At 58.3% G+C, this 20,750-nt stretch carries 19 protein-coding genes and 1 pseudogene; 6 read left to right on the forward strand and 14 right to left on the reverse strand.

What is annotated here, in order from left to right; translation table 11 throughout:
* The 3 genes from CS390_RS11955 to CS390_RS11965 all read left to right on the forward strand — a co-directional run bounded on the left by CS390_RS11955 (position 1) and on the right by CS390_RS11965 (position 3,842).
* Positions 1-828: an alpha/beta fold hydrolase gene (locus tag CS390_RS11955; protein ID WP_099774592.1), complete on the forward strand. Its 828-nt coding sequence runs from the start codon at positions 1-3 to the stop codon at positions 826-828.
* Between the two features lie 99 nt (positions 829-927).
* On the forward strand, positions 928-1,272 hold the full coding sequence (locus CS390_RS11960) for a cupin domain-containing protein (protein ID WP_099774594.1): 345 nt from the start codon (positions 928-930) through the stop codon (positions 1,270-1,272).
* Positions 1,273-1,637: 365 nt separating this feature from the next.
* A complete protein-coding gene (locus tag CS390_RS11965) occupies positions 1,638-3,842 on the forward strand; it encodes an OsmC domain/YcaO domain-containing protein (RefSeq protein WP_099774596.1) in 2,205 nt (734 codons plus the stop codon).
* 111 nt (positions 3,843-3,953) lie between these two features.
* Here CS390_RS11965 and CS390_RS11970 read toward each other — a convergent pair whose 3' ends face one another.
* The 5 genes from CS390_RS11970 to CS390_RS11990 all read right to left on the reverse strand — a co-directional run bounded on the left by CS390_RS11970 (position 3,954) and on the right by CS390_RS11990 (position 8,364).
* Positions 3,954-5,489 carry an IS66 family transposase gene (locus tag CS390_RS11970; protein ID WP_099773211.1) on the reverse strand — a complete coding sequence of 512 codons (1,536 nt, stop codon included), beginning with the start codon at positions 5,487-5,489 and terminating at the stop codon, positions 3,954-3,956.
* Between the two features lie 61 nt (positions 5,490-5,550).
* Complete coding sequence (tnpB, locus tag CS390_RS25315; protein ID WP_145991801.1) at positions 5,551-5,877, reverse strand: IS66 family insertion sequence element accessory protein TnpB; 327 nt, start codon at positions 5,875-5,877, stop codon at positions 5,551-5,553.
* Positions 5,878-5,882: 5 nt separating this feature from the next.
* Complete coding sequence (locus CS390_RS11980; RefSeq protein WP_079761861.1) at positions 5,883-6,200, reverse strand: transposase; 318 nt, start codon at positions 6,198-6,200, stop codon at positions 5,883-5,885.
* Between the two features lie 146 nt (positions 6,201-6,346).
* The gene (locus CS390_RS11985; protein WP_218195301.1) at positions 6,347-7,825 is read right to left on the reverse strand and encodes an MFS transporter; all 1,479 of its coding nucleotides are present in this window, start codon (positions 7,823-7,825) and stop codon (positions 6,347-6,349) included.
* Positions 7,822-8,364, reverse strand: coding sequence for a hypothetical protein (locus CS390_RS11990; protein WP_099774601.1), 543 nt, complete (start codon positions 8,362-8,364; stop codon positions 7,822-7,824). Before CS390_RS11990 ends, CS390_RS11985 begins: the two co-directional genes overlap by 4 nt.
* 144 nt (positions 8,365-8,508) lie before the next feature.
* Here CS390_RS11990 and CS390_RS11995 point away from each other — a divergent pair, with 144 nt between their 5' ends.
* Positions 8,509-9,414: a LysR family transcriptional regulator gene (locus CS390_RS11995; protein WP_099774603.1), complete on the forward strand. Its 906-nt coding sequence runs from the start codon at positions 8,509-8,511 to the stop codon at positions 9,412-9,414.
* 106 nt (positions 9,415-9,520) lie between these two features.
* Here the strand turns inward: CS390_RS11995 and CS390_RS12000 are convergent, their stop codons facing one another.
* Entirely contained in the window at positions 9,521-10,270 is a 750-nt protein-coding gene (locus CS390_RS12000) for a 3-oxoacyl-ACP reductase family protein (protein ID WP_099774605.1), read from the reverse strand.
* 329 nt (positions 10,271-10,599) lie between these two features.
* Between CS390_RS12000 and CS390_RS12005 the strand changes: the two genes are divergently transcribed.
* A complete protein-coding gene (locus CS390_RS12005; RefSeq protein ID WP_099774607.1) occupies positions 10,600-11,430 on the forward strand; it encodes a class I SAM-dependent methyltransferase in 831 nt (276 codons plus the stop codon).
* 225 nt (positions 11,431-11,655) lie between these two features.
* Positions 11,656-13,086 (forward strand): IS1182 family transposase, encoded by a 1,431-nt coding sequence (locus CS390_RS12010; protein WP_077566290.1) that lies wholly within the window; start codon positions 11,656-11,658, stop codon positions 13,084-13,086.
* 296 nt (positions 13,087-13,382) lie between these two features.
* Here the strand turns inward: CS390_RS12010 and CS390_RS12015 are convergent, their stop codons facing one another.
* The 8 genes and pseudogenes from CS390_RS12015 to CS390_RS12050 form a co-directional block, all read right to left on the reverse strand.
* Positions 13,383-14,276, reverse strand: coding sequence for a LysR family transcriptional regulator (locus tag CS390_RS12015; RefSeq protein WP_099774609.1), 894 nt, complete (start codon positions 14,274-14,276; stop codon positions 13,383-13,385).
* 82 nt (positions 14,277-14,358) lie between these two features.
* The gene (locus tag CS390_RS12020) at positions 14,359-15,411 is read right to left on the reverse strand and encodes an alpha/beta hydrolase (RefSeq protein ID WP_099774611.1); all 1,053 of its coding nucleotides are present in this window, start codon (positions 15,409-15,411) and stop codon (positions 14,359-14,361) included.
* Positions 15,412-15,460: 49 nt separating this feature from the next.
* Positions 15,461-16,405, reverse strand: a complete 945-nt coding sequence (locus CS390_RS12025) for an alpha/beta fold hydrolase (RefSeq protein WP_177442442.1) — start codon at positions 16,403-16,405, stop codon at positions 15,461-15,463.
* A gap of 121 nt (positions 16,406-16,526) precedes the next feature.
* On the reverse strand, positions 16,527-17,300 hold the full coding sequence (locus CS390_RS12030) for a carboxymuconolactone decarboxylase family protein (RefSeq protein WP_099774615.1): 774 nt from the start codon (positions 17,298-17,300) through the stop codon (positions 16,527-16,529).
* Positions 17,301-17,529: 229 nt separating this feature from the next.
* Positions 17,530-17,996: pseudogene (locus tag CS390_RS12035) on the reverse strand (cupin domain-containing protein).
* A gap of 59 nt (positions 17,997-18,055) precedes the next feature.
* A complete protein-coding gene (locus CS390_RS12040) occupies positions 18,056-19,048 on the reverse strand; it encodes an aldo/keto reductase (RefSeq protein ID WP_099774617.1) in 993 nt (330 codons plus the stop codon).
* A gap of 24 nt (positions 19,049-19,072) precedes the next feature.
* On the reverse strand, positions 19,073-19,663 hold the full coding sequence (locus CS390_RS12045) for a flavodoxin (protein WP_099774619.1): 591 nt from the start codon (positions 19,661-19,663) through the stop codon (positions 19,073-19,075).
* A complete protein-coding gene (locus CS390_RS12050; protein WP_099774621.1) occupies positions 19,660-20,649 on the reverse strand; it encodes an aldo/keto reductase in 990 nt (329 codons plus the stop codon). The genes CS390_RS12045 and CS390_RS12050 overlap by 4 nt, the downstream gene beginning before the upstream one ends.
* Between the last annotated feature and the right edge of the window lie 101 nt (positions 20,650-20,750).

Here is a 20,750-nt window from a genome sequence, read left to right on the forward strand (position 1 = left end):
ATGCCACTGTCTATCAGTACCGAAACCTGCTGGATCGATACGCCATACGGGCGACTGTTTTGTCGTCGCTGGTTGCCTTTGAGCATATCAAGCAACACGCAAAAGCCACCGATCATTCTTTTCCATGACTCCCTTGGTTGCGTCGAGCTGTGGCGGGATTTCCCCCAGCGGCTGTGCCAGGCAACCGGGCATGAGGTCATTGCCTATGACCGGCTCGGCTTCGGGCAGTCGGACGCTTACCCCGGGCTATTACCGCTGCACTTTATCCGAGACGAAGCTGAGTGTTTTTTTGCGCACCTCCGGGCCGCGTTGAAGATCGATCGTTTTATTGCCCTGGGCCACAGCGTTGGCGGCGCCATGGCGGCGAGCTGTGCGTCCTTGTATGCACCGGTGTGCATGGGGTTGATTACCCTGTCGGCGCAGGCGTTCGTCGAGGACCTGACGTTGCAAGGCATTCGAACGGCCGAGGTGCAATTCGAACAGCCGGAGCAGATGGCGCGGCTTGAGAAGTATCACGGCGACAAAGCAGCGTGGGTGTTGTCCGCCTGGACCCGTACATGGCTCTCCCAGGCCTTCAGGGCGTGGACTATTGAGCGCACGATTGACGCACTCCATTGCCCACTGCTTGCCATCCATGGCCAGTACGATGAGTACGGGTCGACGCTGCATCCGATGCGTATCGCAAAACTGACGACATCCACGGGTCAGTATTTGATCGTGGATGATTGCCACCATGTCCCCCATCGGGAGGCACCTGAAGCCGTGCTTGAGGCGGTCGGTCATTTTCTCGGTGTTTCCTCGGCGACCGTCCGCACAGCCTGCACGTAGTCCATATGACCGGTCGCCTCGCCAAGTGAGCCTGCCGTAGCCTGAGGTACCGAAACATCCTATTGTTGAGCAGTGGGGGATCACAGAGAGGACCGCGCGATGAGCAACGAACAGGAAGCACCTGAGACACACGGTGTGACGGTGAAGTTACTTGCAACGCTTGACCTTGGCCCTGAGATCGCCGGCATGGCAGGGCGCCAACTGAGAATGCGCCTGGTGACTATCGAACCCGGAGGCGTCTTCGGCCCGATGCACAGCCATAAAGACAGGCCAGGTACCGTTTATATCTTGCAAGGCACGATCACTGACCATCGCAATGGTGTCGCCACGGACTACGGGCCGGGAGTAGGGTGGCCCGAGGACAGGAACACCACCCACTGGCTTGAGAACAGAGGCGCGACTCCGGCGGTGGAAATCTCGGTCGATATCGTCAGACAAGCGTAAATACAGGCCCGACCGTTAATGCGATCGGGCCTGTCAATATCCTCAGCTACTTTGAATTGTGTTATTGCGGCCACAGCTAAATACAGCGTGTTTAAAAGTACAAACGCATTCATTGCCGTATTCATATCAATCGTATCCGCTGGGTGTAAGGCTCACCTGCACCGTGCGTTGAATCTTGAATACCTGAGCCTGCCAGAACGCCGGGTGTGGTGTGAGGCCGTCAGCAGCAACGCGGGTTGCTGCTCTGCAGCCTGGCCTGACGTGGCGGGACCGGCCAGCGGCCATTGCTCAAAAGCACAAGACTTCCAGCCGAAAAGCCGGATAATGGCGGCCAAATCGTTTGGCTCGTATTCAGGTAATCCCGCATGGAAATCAAGGTTAACTTTCTCGACAACCTTCGGCTTGAAGCCAAGTTCGATGACTTTACGGTGGTGGCTGATCAACCTATCCGCTACAAGGGTGATGGCTCCGCACCGGGTCCGTTCGATTACTTTCTGGCTTCATCGGCTTTGTGTGCGGCTTACTTTGTGAAGTTGTATTGCCAAACGCGCAATATTCCCACCGACAACATTCGCCTGTCGCAGAACAATATTGTTGATCCGGAAAACCGCTACAACCAGATCTTCAAGATTCAGGTCGAGTTGCCAGCGGATATTTCCGAGAAAGACCGCCAGGGCATTTTGCGCTCCATCGACCGTTGTACGGTAAAGAAGGTCGTGCAAACCGGGCCTGAGTTTGTGATTGAAGAGGTGGAAAGCCTGGATGCCGATGCCCAGGCATTGCTGATGCTGAACTCAGCGTCAGACGCGAGCACGTACATCCCCGGCAAGGACCTGCCACTGGAACAGACCATCGCCAATATGTCGGGCATTTTGGCGGGCCTGGGCATGAAGATTGAAATCGCTTCGTGGCGCAATATCGTCCCCAATGTATGGTCGCTACACATTCGCGATGCGCACTCGCCAATGTGCTTCACCAACGGCAAGGGCGCGACCAAGGAAAGCGCACTGGCGTCGGCGTTGGGCGAGTTTATCGAGCGTCTGAACTGCAACTTCTTCTACAACGACCAGTTTTGGGGCGAAGACATCGCCAATGCGGCGTTCGTGCATTACCCGAACGAGCGCTGGTTCAAGCCTGGCCGTAGAGATGCACTGCCGGCTGAGATTCTCGATGCGTACTGCCTGGAAATTTACAACCCTGACGGCGAGCTACGCGGCTCGCACCTGTACGACACCAACTCTGGCAACGTAGAGCGCGGCATCTGTTCTCTGCCGTATGTGCGCCAGTCGGACGGCGAGGTGGTGTATTTCCCGTCCAACCTGATCGAAAACCTCTTCCTCAGCAATGGCATGAGTGCCGGTAACACGCTGGCTGAAGCGCAGGTGCAATGCCTGTCGGAAATTTTCGAGCGTGCGGTGAAGCGCGAAATTCTGGAAGGTGAAATCGCACTGCCTGATGTCCCGCACGACGTGCTGGCGAAATACCCCGCTATTCTCGCCGGTATTCAGGGGTTGGAAGAGCAGGGCTTCCCGGTGCTGGTGAAGGACGCGTCCCTTGGCGGGGCGTACCCAGTGATGTGCGTCACCTTGATGAACCCGCGTACTGGCGGCGTATTTGCCTCGTTCGGGGCGCACCCAAGCTTTGAGGTGGCGCTGGAACGCAGCCTGACGGAACTGCTGCAGGGCCGCAGTTTTGAAGGCCTGAACGATTTGCCTCAGCCTACATTTGAAAGCAACGCAGTGACTGAGCCGAACAACTTTGTCGAACACTTCATCGACTCCAGCGGTGTGGTGTCGTGGCGCTTCTTCAGTGCCAAAGCTGATTTCGAATTTGTTGAGTGGGACTTCTCCGGCGAAGGTGAAAACTCCAATGCCGAGGAAGCTGCGACCTTGTTCGGCATTCTCGAAGACATGGGCAAGGAAGTGTACATGGCGGTGTACGAGCATTTCGGCGCAACCGCCTGCCGCATTCTGGTACCGGGCTATTCGGAGATTTATCCGGTAGAAGATCTGATCTGGGATAACACCAACAAAGCGTTGTTCTTCCGCGAGGATATCTTGAACGTGCACCGTCTGGATGACGCCGGCCTGGAAGCACTGGTCGAGCGTTTAGAAGACAGTGAACTGGACGACTACACCGACATAGCCACCTTGATCGGTATCGAGTTTGACGACAATACCGCCTGGGGTCAGCTGACGATTCTAGAGCTGAAGCTGCTGATCTATCTCGCCTTGCAGAAATTTGAAGAGGCGAAAGAGCTGGTGGAAGCCTTCCTGCAGTTTAACGACAACACGGTCGAGCGCGGTTTGTTTTATCAGGCCTTGAACGTGGTGCTGGAAGTACTGCTGGACGATGACCTGGCGCTTGAAGATTACGAAGTCAATTTCCGCCGGATGTTTGGCAACCCACGGATGGACGCCGTGTTGGGGTCAGTGGACGGCAGCTTGCGCTTCTTCGGCTTGACGCCTACGAGCATGAAGCTGGAGGGGCTCGACAGGCACCTGCGTCTGATCGAGAGCTATAAAAAACTGCACACGGCGCGGGCCAATGTGTCGGCGCTGTCCCGCTAATAGCGCAGCCGTGAAAAGCCAGGCACTGCCTGGCTTTTTTTTGTCATGCGTTTGCTCGGCGCCTCTGTATTGTTATCGACGAGAAGCGGACCTTAAGTAAGCGAACGGGCATTACACCTTGCCGACGGATACCCAGCTGTGCGGCAGCAGCTCGGCCAGAGCGCTGGCCTTCTGCGTCGGCAGTCGCGTTAGCACATCCTTGAGATAGGCATACGGATCATGCCCATTCATCCGCGCCGACTGGATCAGGCTCATGATTGCCGCCGCCCGTTTGCCGCTGCGTAGCGACCCGGCAAACAGCCAATTGGAGCGACCTAGAGCCCACGGGCGGATCTGGTTCTCGACTTGGTTGTTGTCGATGGGCACAGCGCCATCGTCCAGGTAGCGCGTCAGCGCTACCCAGCGTTTGAGGCTGTAATCCAAAGCTTTCGCCGTGGCTGAGCCGTTGGGCACAAGATCACGCTGGGCCAGCATCCAGTCATGTAGTGCGTCGAGGAGCGGTGAAGCCTTTTCCTGCCGTATTCGCCAGCGTTCTTCATTGCTCATGTCGCGCACTTGGCGTTCGACTTCGTACAGCCCAGCGATAGAGTGCAGCGCCTGTTCGGCCAGTTGGCTTTTGTTCGCCGCGTGCAGATCGAAGAACTTGCGGCGGGCGTGAGCCATGCAACCGATTTCGGTGATGCCTTGCTCGAAGCTGGCCTTGTAGCCAGCGAAGTCGTCGCAGACCAGCTTGCCATTCCACTGGCCAAGAAAATTGCGCGCATGCTCGCCGGCACGGCTGGGGCTGAAGTCGTAGACCACGGCCTTCAGATCGGCGAAGGGCGTGGTGCTGTAGGCCCAGACGTAGGCACGGTGGGTCTTCTTCTCGCCGGGCGCGAGCATCGAAACCGGGGTTTCGTCGGCATGGATCACGCGCTGGGCAAGCACCGCTTCGCGCAGCGCATCGACTAGGGGCTGGAGCTGCACGCCGGTTTGCCCGACCCACTGTGCCAGTGTCGAACGAGCGATGGCCAGGCCGGCACGGCCAAAGATCTTCTCCTGCCGGTACAGCGGTAGGTGGTCGGCGAACTTGGCCACCATCACGTGAGCCAGCAGGCCGGCGGTAGGGATCCCCTTGTTGATCACCTGGGCCGGCACGGGCGCCTGGATCAGCGTTTCGCATTGGCGGCAGGCCCATTTCCCACGCACGTGCTGTTCGACGGTGAACACGCCCGGCGTGTAGTCGAGCTTTTCGCTGACGTCTTCGCCGACGCGCTGAAGCTGGCAACCGCAGGCGCACTGGGTGTTCTCCGGCTCGTGACGGATCACGGTGCGCGGAAATTGCGGTGGCAGCGGTGTGCGCTTGGGTTGTTGGCGTGGTTCGGCTGGGGTAACCGGAGGATTGACGGCTTTCAGCTCGGCCTCGATGGCGGCGATGTCGGTGTCGAGCAGGTCATCAAGCAGGCTGCCCTGATCAGGGCTTAGCTGCTCGCTGCGCTTGGCGAACTTGTGCCGTTTGAACCATGCGATTTCGTGGGTGAGCTGCTCGATGACTGTTTGATCGCGGTGGATCTTTTTGCCCATCGCATCGACTTGCGTGAGCAACTGCGCGGCCAGTGCGCGCAGCTGGTCAGGTGTCAGTTGGTCGAGATTGGGCGAGGAAGTCATGCCGCTGATTGTGCCAGAGCAGGCGGTCAGCGGAGATAAACCGATGGGCTAATGGCAGGTGCTACAGCACTGTGATCGCGCCGGCTGCGCCGACTCGCTGCCAGGGCAACCCCAGTACCAAAGCCTGAAGTTGCTCGGTGTCGAGTTCGACTTCCGAGCCGTGCCGGATGCCTGGCCAATGAAACTTGCCCTGGTGCAAGCGCCGCGCGGCGAGCCAGATACCCACGCCGTCATGCACCAGAACTTTCATGCGGTTGGCGCGGCGATTGGCGAACAGATAGGCGCAGTGCGGCTTCGCCGCACCGAACACCGCCACCACGCGGGCCAACGCGGTTTCAGTACCCGCACGCATATCCATCGGCTCGGTGGCGAGCCAGATACTATCCACGCGGATCACTGGGCGAGCCCACGGACAAAGCGGGCGCAACCTTCAGGATCGGAGGCTGGCCATTTCACCGTGACCGATTGCGCGCCCAGCGGTAGCTCGATAATCACCGCTGCTTCAGCTGGTCGTTTGGGCGTAACCCTCGCAGGAACGAACGCCGGCAACGCCGCTGGCAGTTGATCCCGATAAAGCGGTAGCCACTTGCGAATGACGTTGGCGTTGATGCCATGGCGTATGGCCACGCTGGAGACGGTCGCACCAGGTTGCAGGCACTCCTGAACAACCTGGGCCTTGAACGGTTTGGGGTAAGAGCTTCGTTGGCGCATGGAAATCCCGGCGATAAGGGCTATCGCGTCCGCTTAAAAATACGCGGACACCATCGCCCTTAATGCGGGATTGCGGAAGGTGACTTGGCTGGACGCTTACGACCTTAACAATAGATGAACAGGAACAGATTGCAGTGATAAAGGGCTTATGAAACTTGCGAATAGATGCTTGCGATCTTTTTACGTTGCAGCGTGCTTGTCAGGGCAGCGACCAACGTCAGAATAGCTCCGGTACCAAGACAGATCTGAGGTGCGGATTCGATTGGGAACAGTTTAAAGAGCAGCGCCATAATCACTGCCCCAGCAGTTTGTCCGAGCAGCCGAGCAGTGCCCTGCATGCCCCCGGTGGCACCACTTCGCTCTATGGGCGTAGATAGGAACATATTACGATTGTTGGCCACATTGAAAAGGCTGAAACCCAAGCCGCACAGCACTGTCAGTGCTACAAGCAGAAGGTATTGGCCCGTCGGTTGGCACAGTGAGGCGGCCCCCAGCCCGGTAGCTAGACACAAGCCGCCTATGGAGCAAAGGCTAGCCATCGAGGCTCGGTCTGCAAGGCGGCCAGCGAGCGGTGCCACGATTGCAACGGTCAATGGCCAGGGAATCATAAAGAGGCCTGCCTTGACCGCCCCTAGTCCTAAGTTGTGCTGCAGGTAAAAGGGCAGTGCGACCATTCCTGTGGTCTGTCCCGCAAAGCAACAGATCGAGGCGATCACTGAAATGCGCAATGAATGGGATCTGAGCAAATCAAGCGGGATCAGTGGCGTTTTTTTGGGCATTTCCCGTCTTACCAGCAACGTCAATTGAATGGCTGAGATGGCCATTAGAGCGCTAGCAAGAACGGGCTTGTCTGTGATGATCCAGGCCGCAATGACCAACGTTGCAAATACACCCGCATTCAACAACACGCTCAGCAGGTCTATCCTGCGAGCAGTGCCCTCAGTGCGAGGTAGTGCACTGGCTGCTATCAGTACCAGCACGCCTAAGGGGAGGTGTACAGCGAAGAGCCAAGGCCAGTTGGTCACCGAGAGTATTGCCGCCCCGATTACCGGCCCCGCTGCCGATGATAGTGCGACACCAAGGGCATTCCAGCCTATCGCGGCACCGAGCTGCCGATGCGGCACTACTGTGCGAAGTAGTGCAATCCCCAGTGCCATGACTGCCGCTCCTCCCAGTCCTTGCAAAAAGCGGGCAGCGATGAGCCAGGTTATGGAGGGAGCCAAAGCACACAACAAAGTGGTGCCTGTGAACAGCGCAACACCCCACCGGAATACCCGGCGATAGCCTATGCTTTCACCCAGTGCAGCGCATGGCAGTAGAGCCATCAGCAGTGCTGTCTGGTAAGCCGTCACAATCCAGACGGACATCGCAGCGGAGACCTTTAACGATTCGGCAATCGTTGGCAGGGCGACGTTTACTATCACCGTGTTCAGTACCACCAGAACCATGGCCGCCAGCACGGAACCGATCGCAATTGCACATAATGGCTCGGGCAGGTCTGAATCCGCATCTGTTGAATGTGGCGAAGGGTATCTTGCCGACGATGCTGACTCAGGTTGTTTGCACGAGCGCAACGGTTCTGCGCAGAGCCGCAACGTCCTGGCGCTATTGGGGCGAGGTTTCACCGTCTTGCCTCCGGCACCCAGGCACCGTCTTGCTCGACATACCTCGTCAGCCTTTGGGCCTCTTTGTCCTCTTTCTTCAGATCCCGTTCGGTAAACCGGAATAACAGCGCGGGCCCAGCTATACAGCGCGTATCGTGAATGTCGCCAGGCAGGTACACCTGAGTTTGTCCGGAGCAAATTACAGTGGAGCCTCGTTTTACGAGTTTCACCCTACCGTCCTGGTCCTTGATCCGGGAATAGGTGCCCATTTCGATAGCACCCTGCTGAACCGCATAAATTACCCATCCTCTTCCATGATCATGTGGAGGTCGATAGAGCCCTTCAGGTTCAGTGTGCGCCAACAGCATGAATCCACTTGTTGGGTCTCTGTAAACTTCTTGTTGCGCCAATGCTTCCAGGTGCAATGTTGCCAACCACTGCTCCGAGATAGGGGTATCCAAGAGTTCATCCAGTTGCTGTTGACAGCCTGCAACTAACTCAGAGCTCAGAGCCCCCCAAATTGACCTGACGTTACTAACGAATTTGTCCAGTGAGTTCATACCTGCTTTCCCGATCTAGTTCACTACGGATGTCCCGATAGCTCGAACTTTAGGTAGCAATGGTGCATGGCGGAAGACGCACCACTTGCACTTTATTGATGCGTTTGACGCCCTATCACCTGCGGGGTGCGCTAACATCAACCCATGACGATTCCAGATTTCAATCTGCTGATTACCCTTGATGCGGTCCTCGCTGAAGGGAGTGTCGCTCGCGCAGCCAAGCGCCTGCACCTTAGCCCGTCGGCCATGAGCCGAGCGCTTTCGCGGTTGCGGGAAACAACGGGCGATCCACTTTTGGTCAGGGCGGGTCGGGCGCTTGTCCCGACACCTAGAGCGCTAGAGCTTCGTGACCGTGTCAGTCAACTGGTGATGGATGCTCAGGATGTGTTGCGTCCCACGCAGATGCTCGACCTCAGTCAACTCGTTAGAACGTTTACCCTTAGGACTAGCGAAGGCTTTGTGGAGTGCTTTGGGCCCGAGCTTATCGCACGCATCGAGGAAGACGCCCCTGGTGTGCGGCTGTGTTTTTTGCAGAAGCCAGACAAAGACAGCCAGCCTCTTCGCGATGGGATTGTTGATCTGGAAACCGGTGTGATAGAACTCTCGACCGCTCCTGAGTTGCGGGGGCAGGCCTTGTTCAGGGACAACTATGTTGGCGTTGTGCGATCAGGACATCCACTTAGTCGTGAGAAAGTAACGCCTACTGAGTATGCTGCAGGCAAACATATCTTTGTGTCACGAGAGGGGCTGGACAAAGGCCCGATTGATGACGCTTTGATGTCTCTTGGACTGACGCGCAAGGTTGTTACGATCGTCGGAGGCTTTTCGACCGCTCTGGGTTTGGCCCGGGGGTCTGATCTGATCGCTAGCGTTCCTGAGCGCCATACTGCAAGTTTGCGCCAGGGGATGCATAGCTTTGCGCTTCCGGTTCGCACCGCAGAGTTCACCGTTTCTTTGCTTTGGCATCCAAGATATGGAGCTGACCCCGCTCATCAATGGCTTCGGAGTCTAGTGCTGGAGATTTGCAAAAGAGGTACTGAGGGCGTTTGATGGCTGCCAATACCAGTTGAAACCGGTCAACTGCAGCCATTCAGGTGCGCAGGCAGAACAGAGGCGCCCCGGGGCGAGCAAATAGCGGGCTCCGGGGCGCAAAGAACTAGGCCGAGAACCCCCCATCAATCGTCAAGCTGGCGCCGGTGATGTAGCCTGCTTCCGGGCCGGCCAGGTAGGCGACAAAGCCGGCAATTTCCTCGGCCTTGCCGTAACGATCCAGTGCCATCAGACCTTTCAGGTACTCGGCGCCCTCACCATCGGCCGGGTTCATCTCAGTGTCCACCGGGCCGGGTTGCACGTTGTTCACGGTGATGCAGCGCGGGCCCAGGTCGCGGGCCATGCCTTTGGCCAAGCCGACCAGCGCCGATTTGCTCATGGCGTACACTGCGCCGCCAGCAACCGGCATGCGTTCGGCGTTGGTGCTGCCGATATTGATGATGCGCCCGCCGTCGAGCATATGCTTGGCAGCTTCCTGGCTGGCGACGAATACACTGCGCACGTTCACCGCCAAGGTGTGGTCAAGCTGCTCCAGGGTGATTTCCTCAGTGTTGCCCCAGGCCAGCACGCCGGCGTTGTTGACCAAAATATCCAGGCCGCCGAAGTGCTCGACTGCTGTACGAATGGCCTGTTGCACGGCTGCGGCATCAGCACTGTCGGCCTTGAGGGCAAGTGCCTTACCACCAGCGGCAACCACTTCGCTGACCAAAACATTGGCCCGCTCAGCAGACGATACATAGGTGAAAGCTACTGCCGCGCCTTCACGGGCCAAGCGTTTGACGATGGCCGCACCGATACCGCGGGAGCCACCTTGAACGAAAGCGACTTTTCCTTGCAGCGTTTGGGTAGAGGTCATGGTGTATCTCCTTTACAGAAAGTTAGTTCAGCCCGACTGCGGTGTGAGCAATCTATTGCCATGGGCCTGCTTAGCTATAGCCTGTTGATCAGGAGCAGGGCCCCATAATCTTTTACGGTTCATCCGGGCGCGGTGTGTCGAGGTGCAGAGTATTGCAGTGGGTGGTTAAGTCAGGATTATGGGCGTCCGCCACTGGCCGGTATTCGAGAACGCAGCGAGAATGGCAGCATAGCCCACACCGGGATTCACCGCGGAACGTGACCCAGGATCAACGGGCGGGTGCGCCTCATCACACGTCAGGCAGCGCCAATACGAGGAGGACCGTGTCTATGCAAACGCGTATCAATGAAGCAATCCAGACGCACTACACCCGTGCGGACTTGGGAGACGTCATACTGACGGCGCTGGAGAAAGCAGGCAAGGACATAAACCACCTCACGCCCGAAGACTTGGCGCCCATCGACCAGTTTCATATCCGCGGCCGGGCGGCGACGCTCGAGCTTGCCCGGGCTGCAGGGCTCGATGCATCAAAGCACGTACTTGATGTGGGTAGCGGCGTAGGCGGGACCTCGCGTTGCCTGGCGAAGGAGTTCGGTTGCCGTGTCACGGGCATCGACCTTACAGACGAGTACTGCCGCGCTGCTTCGATGCTCTCGGCCAAGACTGGCCTTGCACACCTCGTCGACTACCGCCAAGGCGACGCCACCAAGCTGCCATTTGATGACCAGACATTCGATGTCGTATGGACGGAGCATGTGGCAATGAACATCCCGGACAAGACGCGGCTGTACAAGGAAATGCACCGCGTTCTAAAGCCGGGCGGCACGCTCGCTATCTACGATGTACTTGCTGGTCCGTCTGGCCCGGTGCTGTTTCCGGTTCCGTGGGCGCGCACACCGGATACGAGTTTCCTCGTGTCGCCAACTAAGTTGCGCGCGCTTCTCGAGGAAGCAGCATTCACGATTACCGACTGGTCTGACACAACAGAAGCGGCGCGCGCGTGGTTTGTGACCCTGGCCGAGAAGATCCAGAAAGAAGGCTTACCATCCCTTGGATTCCATTTGCTGCTTGGCGCTGATTTCAAGGTGATGGCGCAGAATCAGGGTCGAAACCTGCAAGAGGGGCGGATTGCTCTTGCACAAATCGTTGCGAGGAAGTGAGCTATGCTCGCAGGGTAAGTTTATCCTCTTGGATATGTTTATCGACGGTATCTGCGTGGAGGGTTCAGTCAATTCGCCTCACAGTAGGATATGCGACTGAATCGAAAACTGAATCGATCCTCTTTTTGTACGTGCATGGAGTGACAGCTCCTGGCCCAGAGTGTGTAAAAACGCACCGGTAAACCCTTGCTATGATTTCCGAGAATCTCAGCGTATGGGACGCCCATGAAACGGTTTATCCAGGGTGAACACCGAGGTCAAAGCACCTTACTTCCCGAAAGCCTCGACGACTACGTCAGCGATACCAATCCGGTTCGGGTGGTTGACGTTTTCGTCGATGAACTCGACCTAGCCACGCTAGGTTTTGATGGCGTCATTCCAGCCGAAACCGGAAGACCGGCTTACCACCCTTCGATCCTGCTGAAGATCTATATCTACGGCTATCTAAACCGCATTCAATCGAGCCGGCGTCTTGAGCGAGAAGCTCAGCGCAACGTCGAACTCATGTGGTTAACCGGGCGATTGATGCCCGATTTCAAGACCATCGCCAACTTCCGAAAAGATAACAGCAAGGCCATTCGCGGCGTCTGCCGCCAGTTCGTTTTGCTCTGCCAGCAGTTGGGGTTGTTTGGCGAAAACTTGGTTGCCATCGACGGCAGCAAATTCAAGGCAGTGAACAACCGTGACCGCAATTTCACCAGCGCCAAACTGAAGCGGCGTATGGAAGAAATCGAGGCGAGCATCAGCCGTTATTTGGCTGTGCTCGATGCGGCTGATCGACAGATTCCTAGCGCCTCCGCGCCAGACACTGCCAGCCTGGAAGATAAGATTGCCAAGCTAAAAGCGCATATGAAAGAGCTTCAAGGGATCGAAACTCAGCTCAACGATTCCCCTGATAAACAGGTTTCGCTGACCGACCCGGATGCCCGTTCGATGATGACGCGCGGCAGCGGTATCGTCGGCTACAACGTGCAGACGGCTGTCGATACGCAGCACCACCTGATCGTTGCTCACGAGGTCACCAACAGCGGTTCAGACCGCGACCAACTCAGTTCAATGGCGAAGCAGGCTCGTGAAGCCATCGGCGCAGAAACGCTGTCCGTGGTGGCTGACCGAGGCTACTTCAAGGGTGAAGAGATCCTTGCCTGTCACGACGCAAACATCACGGCCTACGTGCCTAAGCCAATGACTTCAAGCGCCAAGGCTGATGGCCGATTCAATAAAGATGCCTTCGTGTATGACCCGACGAAAAACGAATACACCTGCCCGGCGGGAGAGGCACTGATCTGGCGATTCTCCAGCGTTGAGAAAGGCATGAATATGCACTGTTACTGGAGTTCTAAGTGCCAGAGTTGTGCGCTGAAAACCCAGTGCACACCAAGCACAAATCGTCGAGTAAGGCGCTGGGAGCATGAAGCAGTGCTGGAGGAAATGCAGCGCCGGTTGAACCAAGCACCAGAGATGATGCGGGTTCGAAAACGGACTGTTGAGCATCCCTTCGGTACGCTCAAGCAATGGATGGGCGCAACGCACTTCCTGACCCGAAAGCTGAACGGGGTGAGTGCGGAGATGAGCTTGAATGTGCTCGCCTACAACTTGAAACGGGTGATGAAAATCATCGGCACCGAAGGCCTGTTGAAGGCGATGACGGCGTAAAAGCCCCAGCTTTTGCTGCTCCAAGAGGTGCCAAAGCGCTTCATAAACGCTCTGACGCGCTATTGGCGCTGATCGCGGCTATTTGCTTGGGAAACCGCCTCGCCCAGGAACACTGGGCTGAGGCACCCAAGATGCGAAAGTGTTTTTACACACTCTGGGCCGATTCCTGCCATTCCCAATGACCGCTATGGGTTGTGGATTCAACCGGTCGCGTACGACTGCAATCGATCAAAAGCATCTGCTCATTCGCGGGTTTGTGGGGCGGGTAGAATTCAGATGCCTTGAAGGTCGATGACTCAGCGCTTGTAGAGTAACGCTTCAACTACAACGCCAAACGCTGATGAATGTTCACGGCGATTGGGGTAGTAGAGATGGTAACCGGCAAAGGGTTGGCACCAATCTTCCAACACCCGCACAAGGCTACCGTCGGCTAGCTCTTTCGCCACCATGTCCTCCGGCAGGAAACCCAAGCCACATCCCGCCACGGCCGCACGCAGGATCGGCAGGCTGCTGTTGAATGTCCATTGCCCTTCGACACGGGCCTTCAGTTCGTGACCATCCTTTTCAAAATCCCATTGCATCAGGTTGCCATGGGTGGGGAGGCGCAGATTGATGCAATTTTGCGCCGCCAGATCACCGGGCACCTTCGGCACTGGCCGCTTGTTGAAATACTCAGGTGAGCCCACGACTGCGATGCGCAAGGGTGGTCCGATAGGAACGGCGATCATGTCCTTAGCGACCTGATCTCCCAGGCGTACACCGGCGTCATAGCGTTGCGCGACGATGTCGGAGAGGGCGTAGTCGACGGTGATTTCGACTTTGATGTCCGGATAGTCGGGAAGCACCTTTAAAAGCTTGGGCCACAGAATATTGTTGGCGGCATGTTCGGATGCTTGAATCCGCACATTGCCTGCCGGGGTGTCACGAAACTCGCTGACTGCGGCCAGTTCGAGTTCAATCTCATCGAACCGCGGCGCCATTGACTGATACAGCCGCTGACCCGCCTCGGTCGGCGAAACGCTGCGCGTGGTACGCGTTAGCAGGCGCACACCCAATCGGCTTTCCAGCGCGCGCATGGTGTGGCTCAGCGCCGACTGCGAGACGCCAAGCTGGGCGGCCGCGCGGGTGAAACTGCCTTCGCGGGTGATTATCACGAAGGCTTGCAGGTCGTTGAGATTGGCGCGGGACATTGATGAAAACCTCTCATGAGGGGCGCGGGATTAATCCATGAAAGCAGGTTGCACACGGATGCGCGACCCCCAAGAGAGTTGATTACAAGGTGCGGGCGTAAAACGCGGTCAGTTTGCCAATCGCGGCATCGACATAACGCGGCACCCAATAGGTTTCGATGTGGGTCGCGCCGTCGAGGATAAACACTTCCTTGTCGGTGGTGCCGGTGGCTTTCGGAAAGGCGTCCTGCGTCATGTACAGGCTGTCGGCTTTGCTGCCAGCGATCATCAGCAACGGTTGGTTGATCAGCTCGATATGGTCAGTGGCGTCGAAACGCATCAAGTCGATCAGGCTGCTGGTGGTGTATTTGAAGGTCGAGTTCGGGTGCGCGTGGGTCTTCCAGTAGTACTCATAACCTTGGCGATACAGCTCGAAGGGCAGTTTGGCAATCTGCTCGTCGGTGAGGTTGGCATCGCCCGAATACAGCACCGCGCCGCCGGCCGCCTCTTGCGCGCGGGCTGCTGACGCCTGTTGCAGGCGTTGCTGAATGCTGTCCATTTGCGAGTCGTTGTAGCCGTTGCGACGTACCCGGCCCGAGTTGAACATGCTCACCGTTGCCAGCGATTTGAAGCGTTTGTCGGTTTGCGCTGCCGCCAGCGAATAACCACCGCCACCACAGATGCCGAGCAGGCCCAGACGCTTGTCATCGACGCCGGCAAACTGGCTGATGAAGTCGGCCATGCCGTGAATGTCTTCGATGCGATACGCCGGTTTATCGATGCTGCGCGGCTGACCACCGCTGGCACCCTGATACGCCGCATCGGCCGTGATGGTGATGTAGCCCTGTTCGGCCAGGCGTTGCGCGTACAGACCGGCGACTTGTTCTTTCACGCCGCCATTGGGGTGTGCAACGACCACGGTCGGGTAGGTCTTTTTCGCGTCATAGTTAGCCGGTGTGTACACGTTGGCGGCGATATCCAGACCGTTGAGCTTGTAGCTGACCGGATGGATGTTGACCTTGCCCGGTTCGTTCTTGCTGATCGCGCCGTCGTAGGCGAGGGTGAACGGGTTCTTTTTGTAATCGGCGGCCAAGGCTTCGCCCGCGGAGAGGCCGACCAATGCCGACATGAATGTGGCTTTGAGTGTGTTTTTCACGTGAAGCTCCTGAGCAATCAAAAGGGCGGCAGTGGCAAAAGTATTTGGGTCAGTCCAGCTGGTTTTCTTTGAGGAACTGCGCGACCAGGTCAGCGATCTGCACGTTGTTCAGATCCGACATGGGGAAGTGGGTATTGCCGTGAATGCCGATCTCCGGCAGGTGGATCAGTCGCACATCACCGCCGTGGCGATTGACCGCGTCACGCCAGAGTCGGGCCATTTTCAGGCGTGCGCGCCAACTGTCCTGAGCGGGCAGGTCGACCGCCTGCTCCGGGATGTTGTCGCCGTAAAGGATCAGAATCGGAATGCGCGTGAGAGCCATGAATTGCTCCATCGGCACCGCCGCGCCTTGCACTGTGTCGAACGCGCTGGGAATCGGCGCAGGCACTTCACCTTGAGCGAACACGAAGCTGCTGCCTGGCTCGAACGCAACAATGGCTTTCACCTTGGTGTTCTTGATCGCCGTCAACCAGCCCGGCCCGCCACCTTGCGAATGGGTGAATAAAATCCCCGGGCCGATTTTGTCGAACAGTGCTGACACGCCATCAGAGACCACGCCCATGTCGAACGGCCCGGTGTTCGGCGTCATCGCCCGGAAAAACTGCTCGCGGGTCTGGGCATCCTGTGCCACTTGCACGCCGTTGAAGTAGTTGGGCCACAGGCCGATGCGGAACTGGTTGAACCACAGTTGCTCGTCAGGCACAGGCTTGATTGTGGCCTCGACCATGCTGCGCCCGGCATCGCCACGCCGTGGCTGATCGATCAGATAGACGCCGTAATGGCGGCGCAGAAAGATGTTCTGAAAGCCTTCGCGACCATCGGCGGTAGTTTCCCAGGTCTTGGAAAACTGACCCGCACCGTGCCACATGACGATGGGCAGTTTTCGCGCATCCACCGGGATTTGATAGAAGGCGTATACGTGGTCACCGTGGTAGGTCTGGCCGTTGGGCGTCATCGGTTTGTGCGGGTTGAAGGTGCCCGGTGCAGTTGTCACCGTTCCGCCGGCGGCGAAGCTGCCTTGTTGTTGAATCAGCAACGAGCCATCGGGTTGGTTCGCGCAGGCCGCCAACAGGCTCAACAGCGTGATGCTCAGCAGGTACTTTACAGATTTCATGTCATTTCCCCGAAGCCGCGAGGGCCTGGGTCAACGCGGTATTGGCACGTTCAGCCGTCTGCGCATCGCCGTGTTTTTTCAGCAGTTCCGTGACCTCGAGCAACTGTGCCGTGCTCAGACCGACGCGCAAGCTCGCCGCCATGTGTGAGCGCAATTGCGGCTCGACACCTGGCGTTGCGGCCAGCGCCCCGACGGTCGCCAGTTCGCGGCTTTGCCAGTCGAGGTTGTCGCGCTCGAAGATGTCGCCGAACAGGTGGGTTTGCAGGAACCGGTTGATCACCGGAGCGAACTCGAACACCGGGCCTTTGACCGGGGCGCCGGAGATCCTGGTTTGATTCGCGGTTCCGGCGGCCAGCAGCTCATTCCCGATCGGAATCGCCCGGCTCGGCTCACGCCCCGGCGCGTCTTCGATACCGCGCTGTTTGCGCGTTTGCACCACCGTCATCAGCTCGTTCAAGGCGTTGAGGCTGCGGGGGAAGCCCACATAGGCGTATAGCTGCACCAGAATTTCCCGGGTTTCGCTGATGGTCAAGCCGGCATCGAGCCCTTGATTGAGCGCGGTGTTGAGGTTGGGTATGTCGCTGGTTGCCATGAACGCGGCGATCAGGGGAATCGTTTGTTGTTGGCGCGACAAGGTAGCTGCGCTGGCTGGCGTGCTGGCCATGGTCTGCGATGCCTCGGCTGCTTGAGTGGTAACGCTGAACATCGCCCCGATGCCCAGACAAAGTGCCATGAGTGCGGGGAGTGCAGTGCTATTGCGTGCGTCAGTGGTCATCGTGAAAGGCTCCATCCATTGCGGGTCACTGCGGTGTCACTGGATCGTACGGAGGATGGTTGTTGCGATTAATCCCGAAATTGCGCATGGACTTCTGAGCAGAACTCATGAGTCGACATTGCCATAACCGCTGCAATTCCGGCGCGACCGCGCTGGTGCGGGGCATGGAGGTCGGATGACGGTTTGCGACAAAGGTGCCGGGAGAGCAACTTCGACACATTCCGTAACTTCATTGGCCGGCGTACTGCGCCTCCGATACCTGTTCCGCCCAGGTGACGGTCTTGCCGTCCTCGGCTTCAGCGATGGCGATGTGGGTCATGCCGTTGCTGGCCGTGGCGCCATGCCAGTGACGGGTATGCGGCGGAATCCAGACAGTGTCGCCCGGTCGGATTTCCTGTCGCGGGCCGCCCTCTTGCTGCACGTATCCGACGCCTGCGGTGACGATCAGCGTTTGCCCCAGCGGATGGGTGTGCCACGCCGTGCGTGCGCCGGGCTCGAAGGTCACCGTGCCGCCGCCGATGCGCGCCGGCGCATCACCTTTAAACAGGCCATCAACGCGCACTGTGCCGGTAAAGTTTTGCGCCGCGCCCTTGACCGAGGCTGCGAGCCGTTCGGCGTAACGCGGATTTCGCTGGCGGCCTGGGATTCTGCCGCCATGCATGACAAAGCAACGAGTGGTGCGATCAATCGGTTCATCGGGTCAACTCCGGTCAGGCGTGAAAGCGGCGCCGCACGTGGCGGCGCGTTGGGCAGACTCAGAGACCGGTCATCTTCAGTGCCGATTCCGGCAGGCGTTCACCGTGCACCTGAATCTGCGCCATCTGCTCGTTGATCACGCGCAGATCGTCACTGGTCAATTGAAGCTCGACTGCGCCCAGGTTCTCTTCGAGTCGATGGGGTTTGGTCGTGCCCGGGATCGGCACAATCCACGGTTTCTGTGCAAGCAACCATGCCAGCGCGACTTGCGCCGGAGTAGCGTGTTTGCGTTGCGCGACGGCTTTCACCACGTCGACCAGCGCCAGATTGGCCTTGCGGGCTTCAGGGGAAAAGCGTGGTACAAAGTTGCGGAAATCGCTGGCGTCGAACTGCGTGTGCTCGTCGATTTGACCGGTGAGGAGACCGGCGCCGAGCGGGCTGAACGGTACGAAGCCGATCCGCAGTTCTTCCAGCACTGCCAGCAGTTCCAGCTCTGGGCTTCGCCAGAACAGCGAATATTCGCTCTGTACCGCCGTAACCGCTTGCACCGCATGTGCCCGGCGAATGGTTTCCACACCCGCCTCAGACAGGCCGAAATGCTTGACCTTCCCCTCGGCGATCAGCTCCTTGACGGTACCGGCGACGTCTTCGATGGGTACCTGCGGATCGACGCGGTGCTGATAAAACAGGTCGATGCAGTCGGTGCGCAGGCGCCTCAACGATGCCTCGGCCACGGCGCGGATATGCTCCGGGCTGCTGTTGGTGCCGCCGCCGCGTGCGCCGGTGATCAGGTCGATATCGAAGCCGAACTTGGTAGCGATGACGACCTGCTCGCGAATCGGCTGCAAGGCCTCGCCCAGCAGTTCTTCATTAGCGAACGGGCCATACGCTTCAGCGGTGTCGAACAGGGTGATGCCTTGCTCGTGAGCCGAACGAATCAGCTTGATCATGCCGGCTTTGTCGGCAGCCGGCCCATAGGCCGAGGTCATGCTCATGCAGCCCAGGCCCAGTGCGGACACTTCCAGGCCATTACCCAACGTGCGGATTTTCATGATGTCACTCCGTACAGAATTCGATTAACGCGTGCGGGGGTGATCGCTCAGCCAGGCGTTCACGCGTTCCATAGTCTTGCGCTCCTGCTCACTCTCCATCACAAATCCCTTCAGAACCCTAGCCTTCGGCGCGTGCTCGACCAGCACGCTGCGACTGTTGCCCAAGCCATAACTCCCGTGGGTGTTGAAGGGGATGAGGGTCTTGCCGGTCAGGTCGTGGGCGCTGAGAAAGGCGCGCACGATCGGCGGGGCGGTTTCACCCCAGATCGGAAAACCGAGATAGATCGTGTCGTAGTCGCTGAGGGCGTGAATCTTGCTTTGCAGCTCGGGTTCGAAGCCGCTGTCACGCTCCTGACGCGCCTGCTCCACGGTTTGCAGATAGTCCTCGGGGTAGGCGTGGGTCGGGCGAATCTCGAAGAGATCGGCACTCAGTCCACGCTGGATCAGCCCTGCAACGACGCGGGTATTGCCCGAGCGCGAGAAATACGCGACCAGAATCCGCGAGCCTGAGCGCGGTGTTTCACTAGCGCCTTGCGTGTCGGCGAGCGATAGCAGCGGGGCGCTGGCCAGTGCGGCGATCACCGTGCGCCGCAGCGGATCATGATCGTTGCTCATCGACCGACACGCGCCTTGAGGGCCTCGGGATAACGCTCGCCTTCGATGCGGATCTGCGCCAATGCTGTATCAATTGCCTTCAGTTCGAAGGCGTCGAGCGTGATGTCTGCGCCGCCGAGGTTTTCTTCCAGACGATGCAGTTTGGTCGTCCCCGGAATCGGCACAATCCACGGCGCCTGCGCGAGCAGCCATGCCAGCGCGATCTGTGCGGGTGTGGCTTGTTTCTGCGCGGCGATCTGACGGATCAACACCACCAGGCCCTGATTGGCTTGCAGCGCCGACTGGCGGAAACGCGGGACGACGCTGCGGAAATCGTCGCTGCCGTAAGTGGCCTCCGCCGACACCGTGCCGGTGAGAAAACCTTTGCCCAATGGGCTGAACGGCACTAAGCCGATGCCCAACTCCCAAAGCGTCGGCAGGATTTCCTGCTCAGGCTCGCGCCACCACAGCGAGTATTCGCTTTGCAGCGCTGTGACCGGCTGCACCGCATGCGCACGGCGAATGGTCTGCGCACCGGCCTCCGACAGGCCGAAGTGCTTGACCTTGCCTTCGCCAATCAAATCCTTCACTACTCCGGCGACGTCCTCGATCGGCACGTCCGGATCGACGCGGTGCTGGTAAAGCAAATCGATGTAATCGGTCTTCAGTCGACGCAACGAACCCTCGACAGCGACCCGGATGTGCTCGGGGTGGCTGTTGAGAATCTGCTGTTTATTGTCGTCGCCGAAGGTGAAGCCGAACTTGGTGGCGATGACCACTTGATCACGCACCGGTGCCAGGGCTTCGCCCACGACTTGTTCGTTCAGGTAAGGGCCGTAAACCTCGGCGGTATCGAAGAGCGTGACGCCTCGGTCAACCGCCGATCGGATCAGAGCAATGGCTTGTTGTGTGTCAGTCGCCGGGCCGTAGCCATGGCTCAAGCCCATGCAACCCAAGCCCAGGGCTGACACTTCGAGTGAACTGCTTCCGAGTGTGCGCTTGTGCATTTGGATCTCCCGACATTTGGCGTTGGGAGAACAGTAAGCGAGCTAATGAGCGGGCACTAGACGGTTAAATCGGCAAGGGTTCATGAAATTTGCTCATCAGT

Source organism: Pseudomonas sp. HLS-6 (assembly GCF_002753995.1).
GTDB lineage: Bacteria > Pseudomonadota > Gammaproteobacteria > Pseudomonadales > Pseudomonadaceae > Aquipseudomonas > Aquipseudomonas defluvii.

Bases quoted from the DNA above. Each gene is read 5' to 3' on its own strand.
- CS390_RS12015 (WP_099774609.1), bottom strand. From the start codon at position 14,276: ATGTCCCGCGCCAATCTCAACGACCTGCAAGCCTTCGTGATAATCACC.
- CS390_RS11990 (WP_099774601.1), bottom strand. From the start codon at position 8,364: ATGAACTCACTGGACAAATTCGTTAGTAACGTCAGGTCAATTTGGGGG.
- CS390_RS11995 (WP_099774603.1), top strand. From the start codon at position 8,509: ATGACGATTCCAGATTTCAATCTGCTGATTACCCTTGATGCGGTCCTC.
- CS390_RS12050 (WP_099774621.1), bottom strand. From the start codon at position 20,649: ATGCACAAGCGCACACTCGGAAGCAGTTCACTCGAAGTGTCAGCCCTG.
- CS390_RS12040 (WP_099774617.1), bottom strand. From the start codon at position 19,048: ATGAAAATCCGCACGTTGGGTAATGGCCTGGAAGTGTCCGCACTGGGC.
- CS390_RS12005 (WP_099774607.1), top strand. From the start codon at position 10,600: ATGCAAACGCGTATCAATGAAGCAATCCAGACGCACTACACCCGTGCG.
- CS390_RS11955 (WP_099774592.1), top strand. From the start codon at position 1: ATGCCACTGTCTATCAGTACCGAAACCTGCTGGATCGATACGCCATAC.
- CS390_RS12010 (WP_077566290.1), top strand. From the start codon at position 11,656: ATGAAACGGTTTATCCAGGGTGAACACCGAGGTCAAAGCACCTTACTT.
- CS390_RS11980 (WP_079761861.1), bottom strand. From the start codon at position 6,200: ATGCGCCAACGAAGCTCTTACCCCAAACCGTTCAAGGCCCAGGTTGTT.
- CS390_RS12030 (WP_099774615.1), bottom strand. From the start codon at position 17,300: ATGACCACTGACGCACGCAATAGCACTGCACTCCCCGCACTCATGGCA.
- CS390_RS11965 (WP_099774596.1), top strand. From the start codon at position 1,638: ATGGAAATCAAGGTTAACTTTCTCGACAACCTTCGGCTTGAAGCCAAG.
- CS390_RS11970 (WP_099773211.1), bottom strand. From the start codon at position 5,489: ATGACTTCCTCGCCCAATCTCGACCAACTGACACCTGACCAGCTGCGC.
- CS390_RS12045 (WP_099774619.1), bottom strand. From the start codon at position 19,663: ATGAGCAACGATCATGATCCGCTGCGGCGCACGGTGATCGCCGCACTG.
- CS390_RS12000 (WP_099774605.1), bottom strand. From the start codon at position 10,270: ATGACCTCTACCCAAACGCTGCAAGGAAAAGTCGCTTTCGTTCAAGGT.
- CS390_RS11960 (WP_099774594.1), top strand. From the start codon at position 928: ATGAGCAACGAACAGGAAGCACCTGAGACACACGGTGTGACGGTGAAG.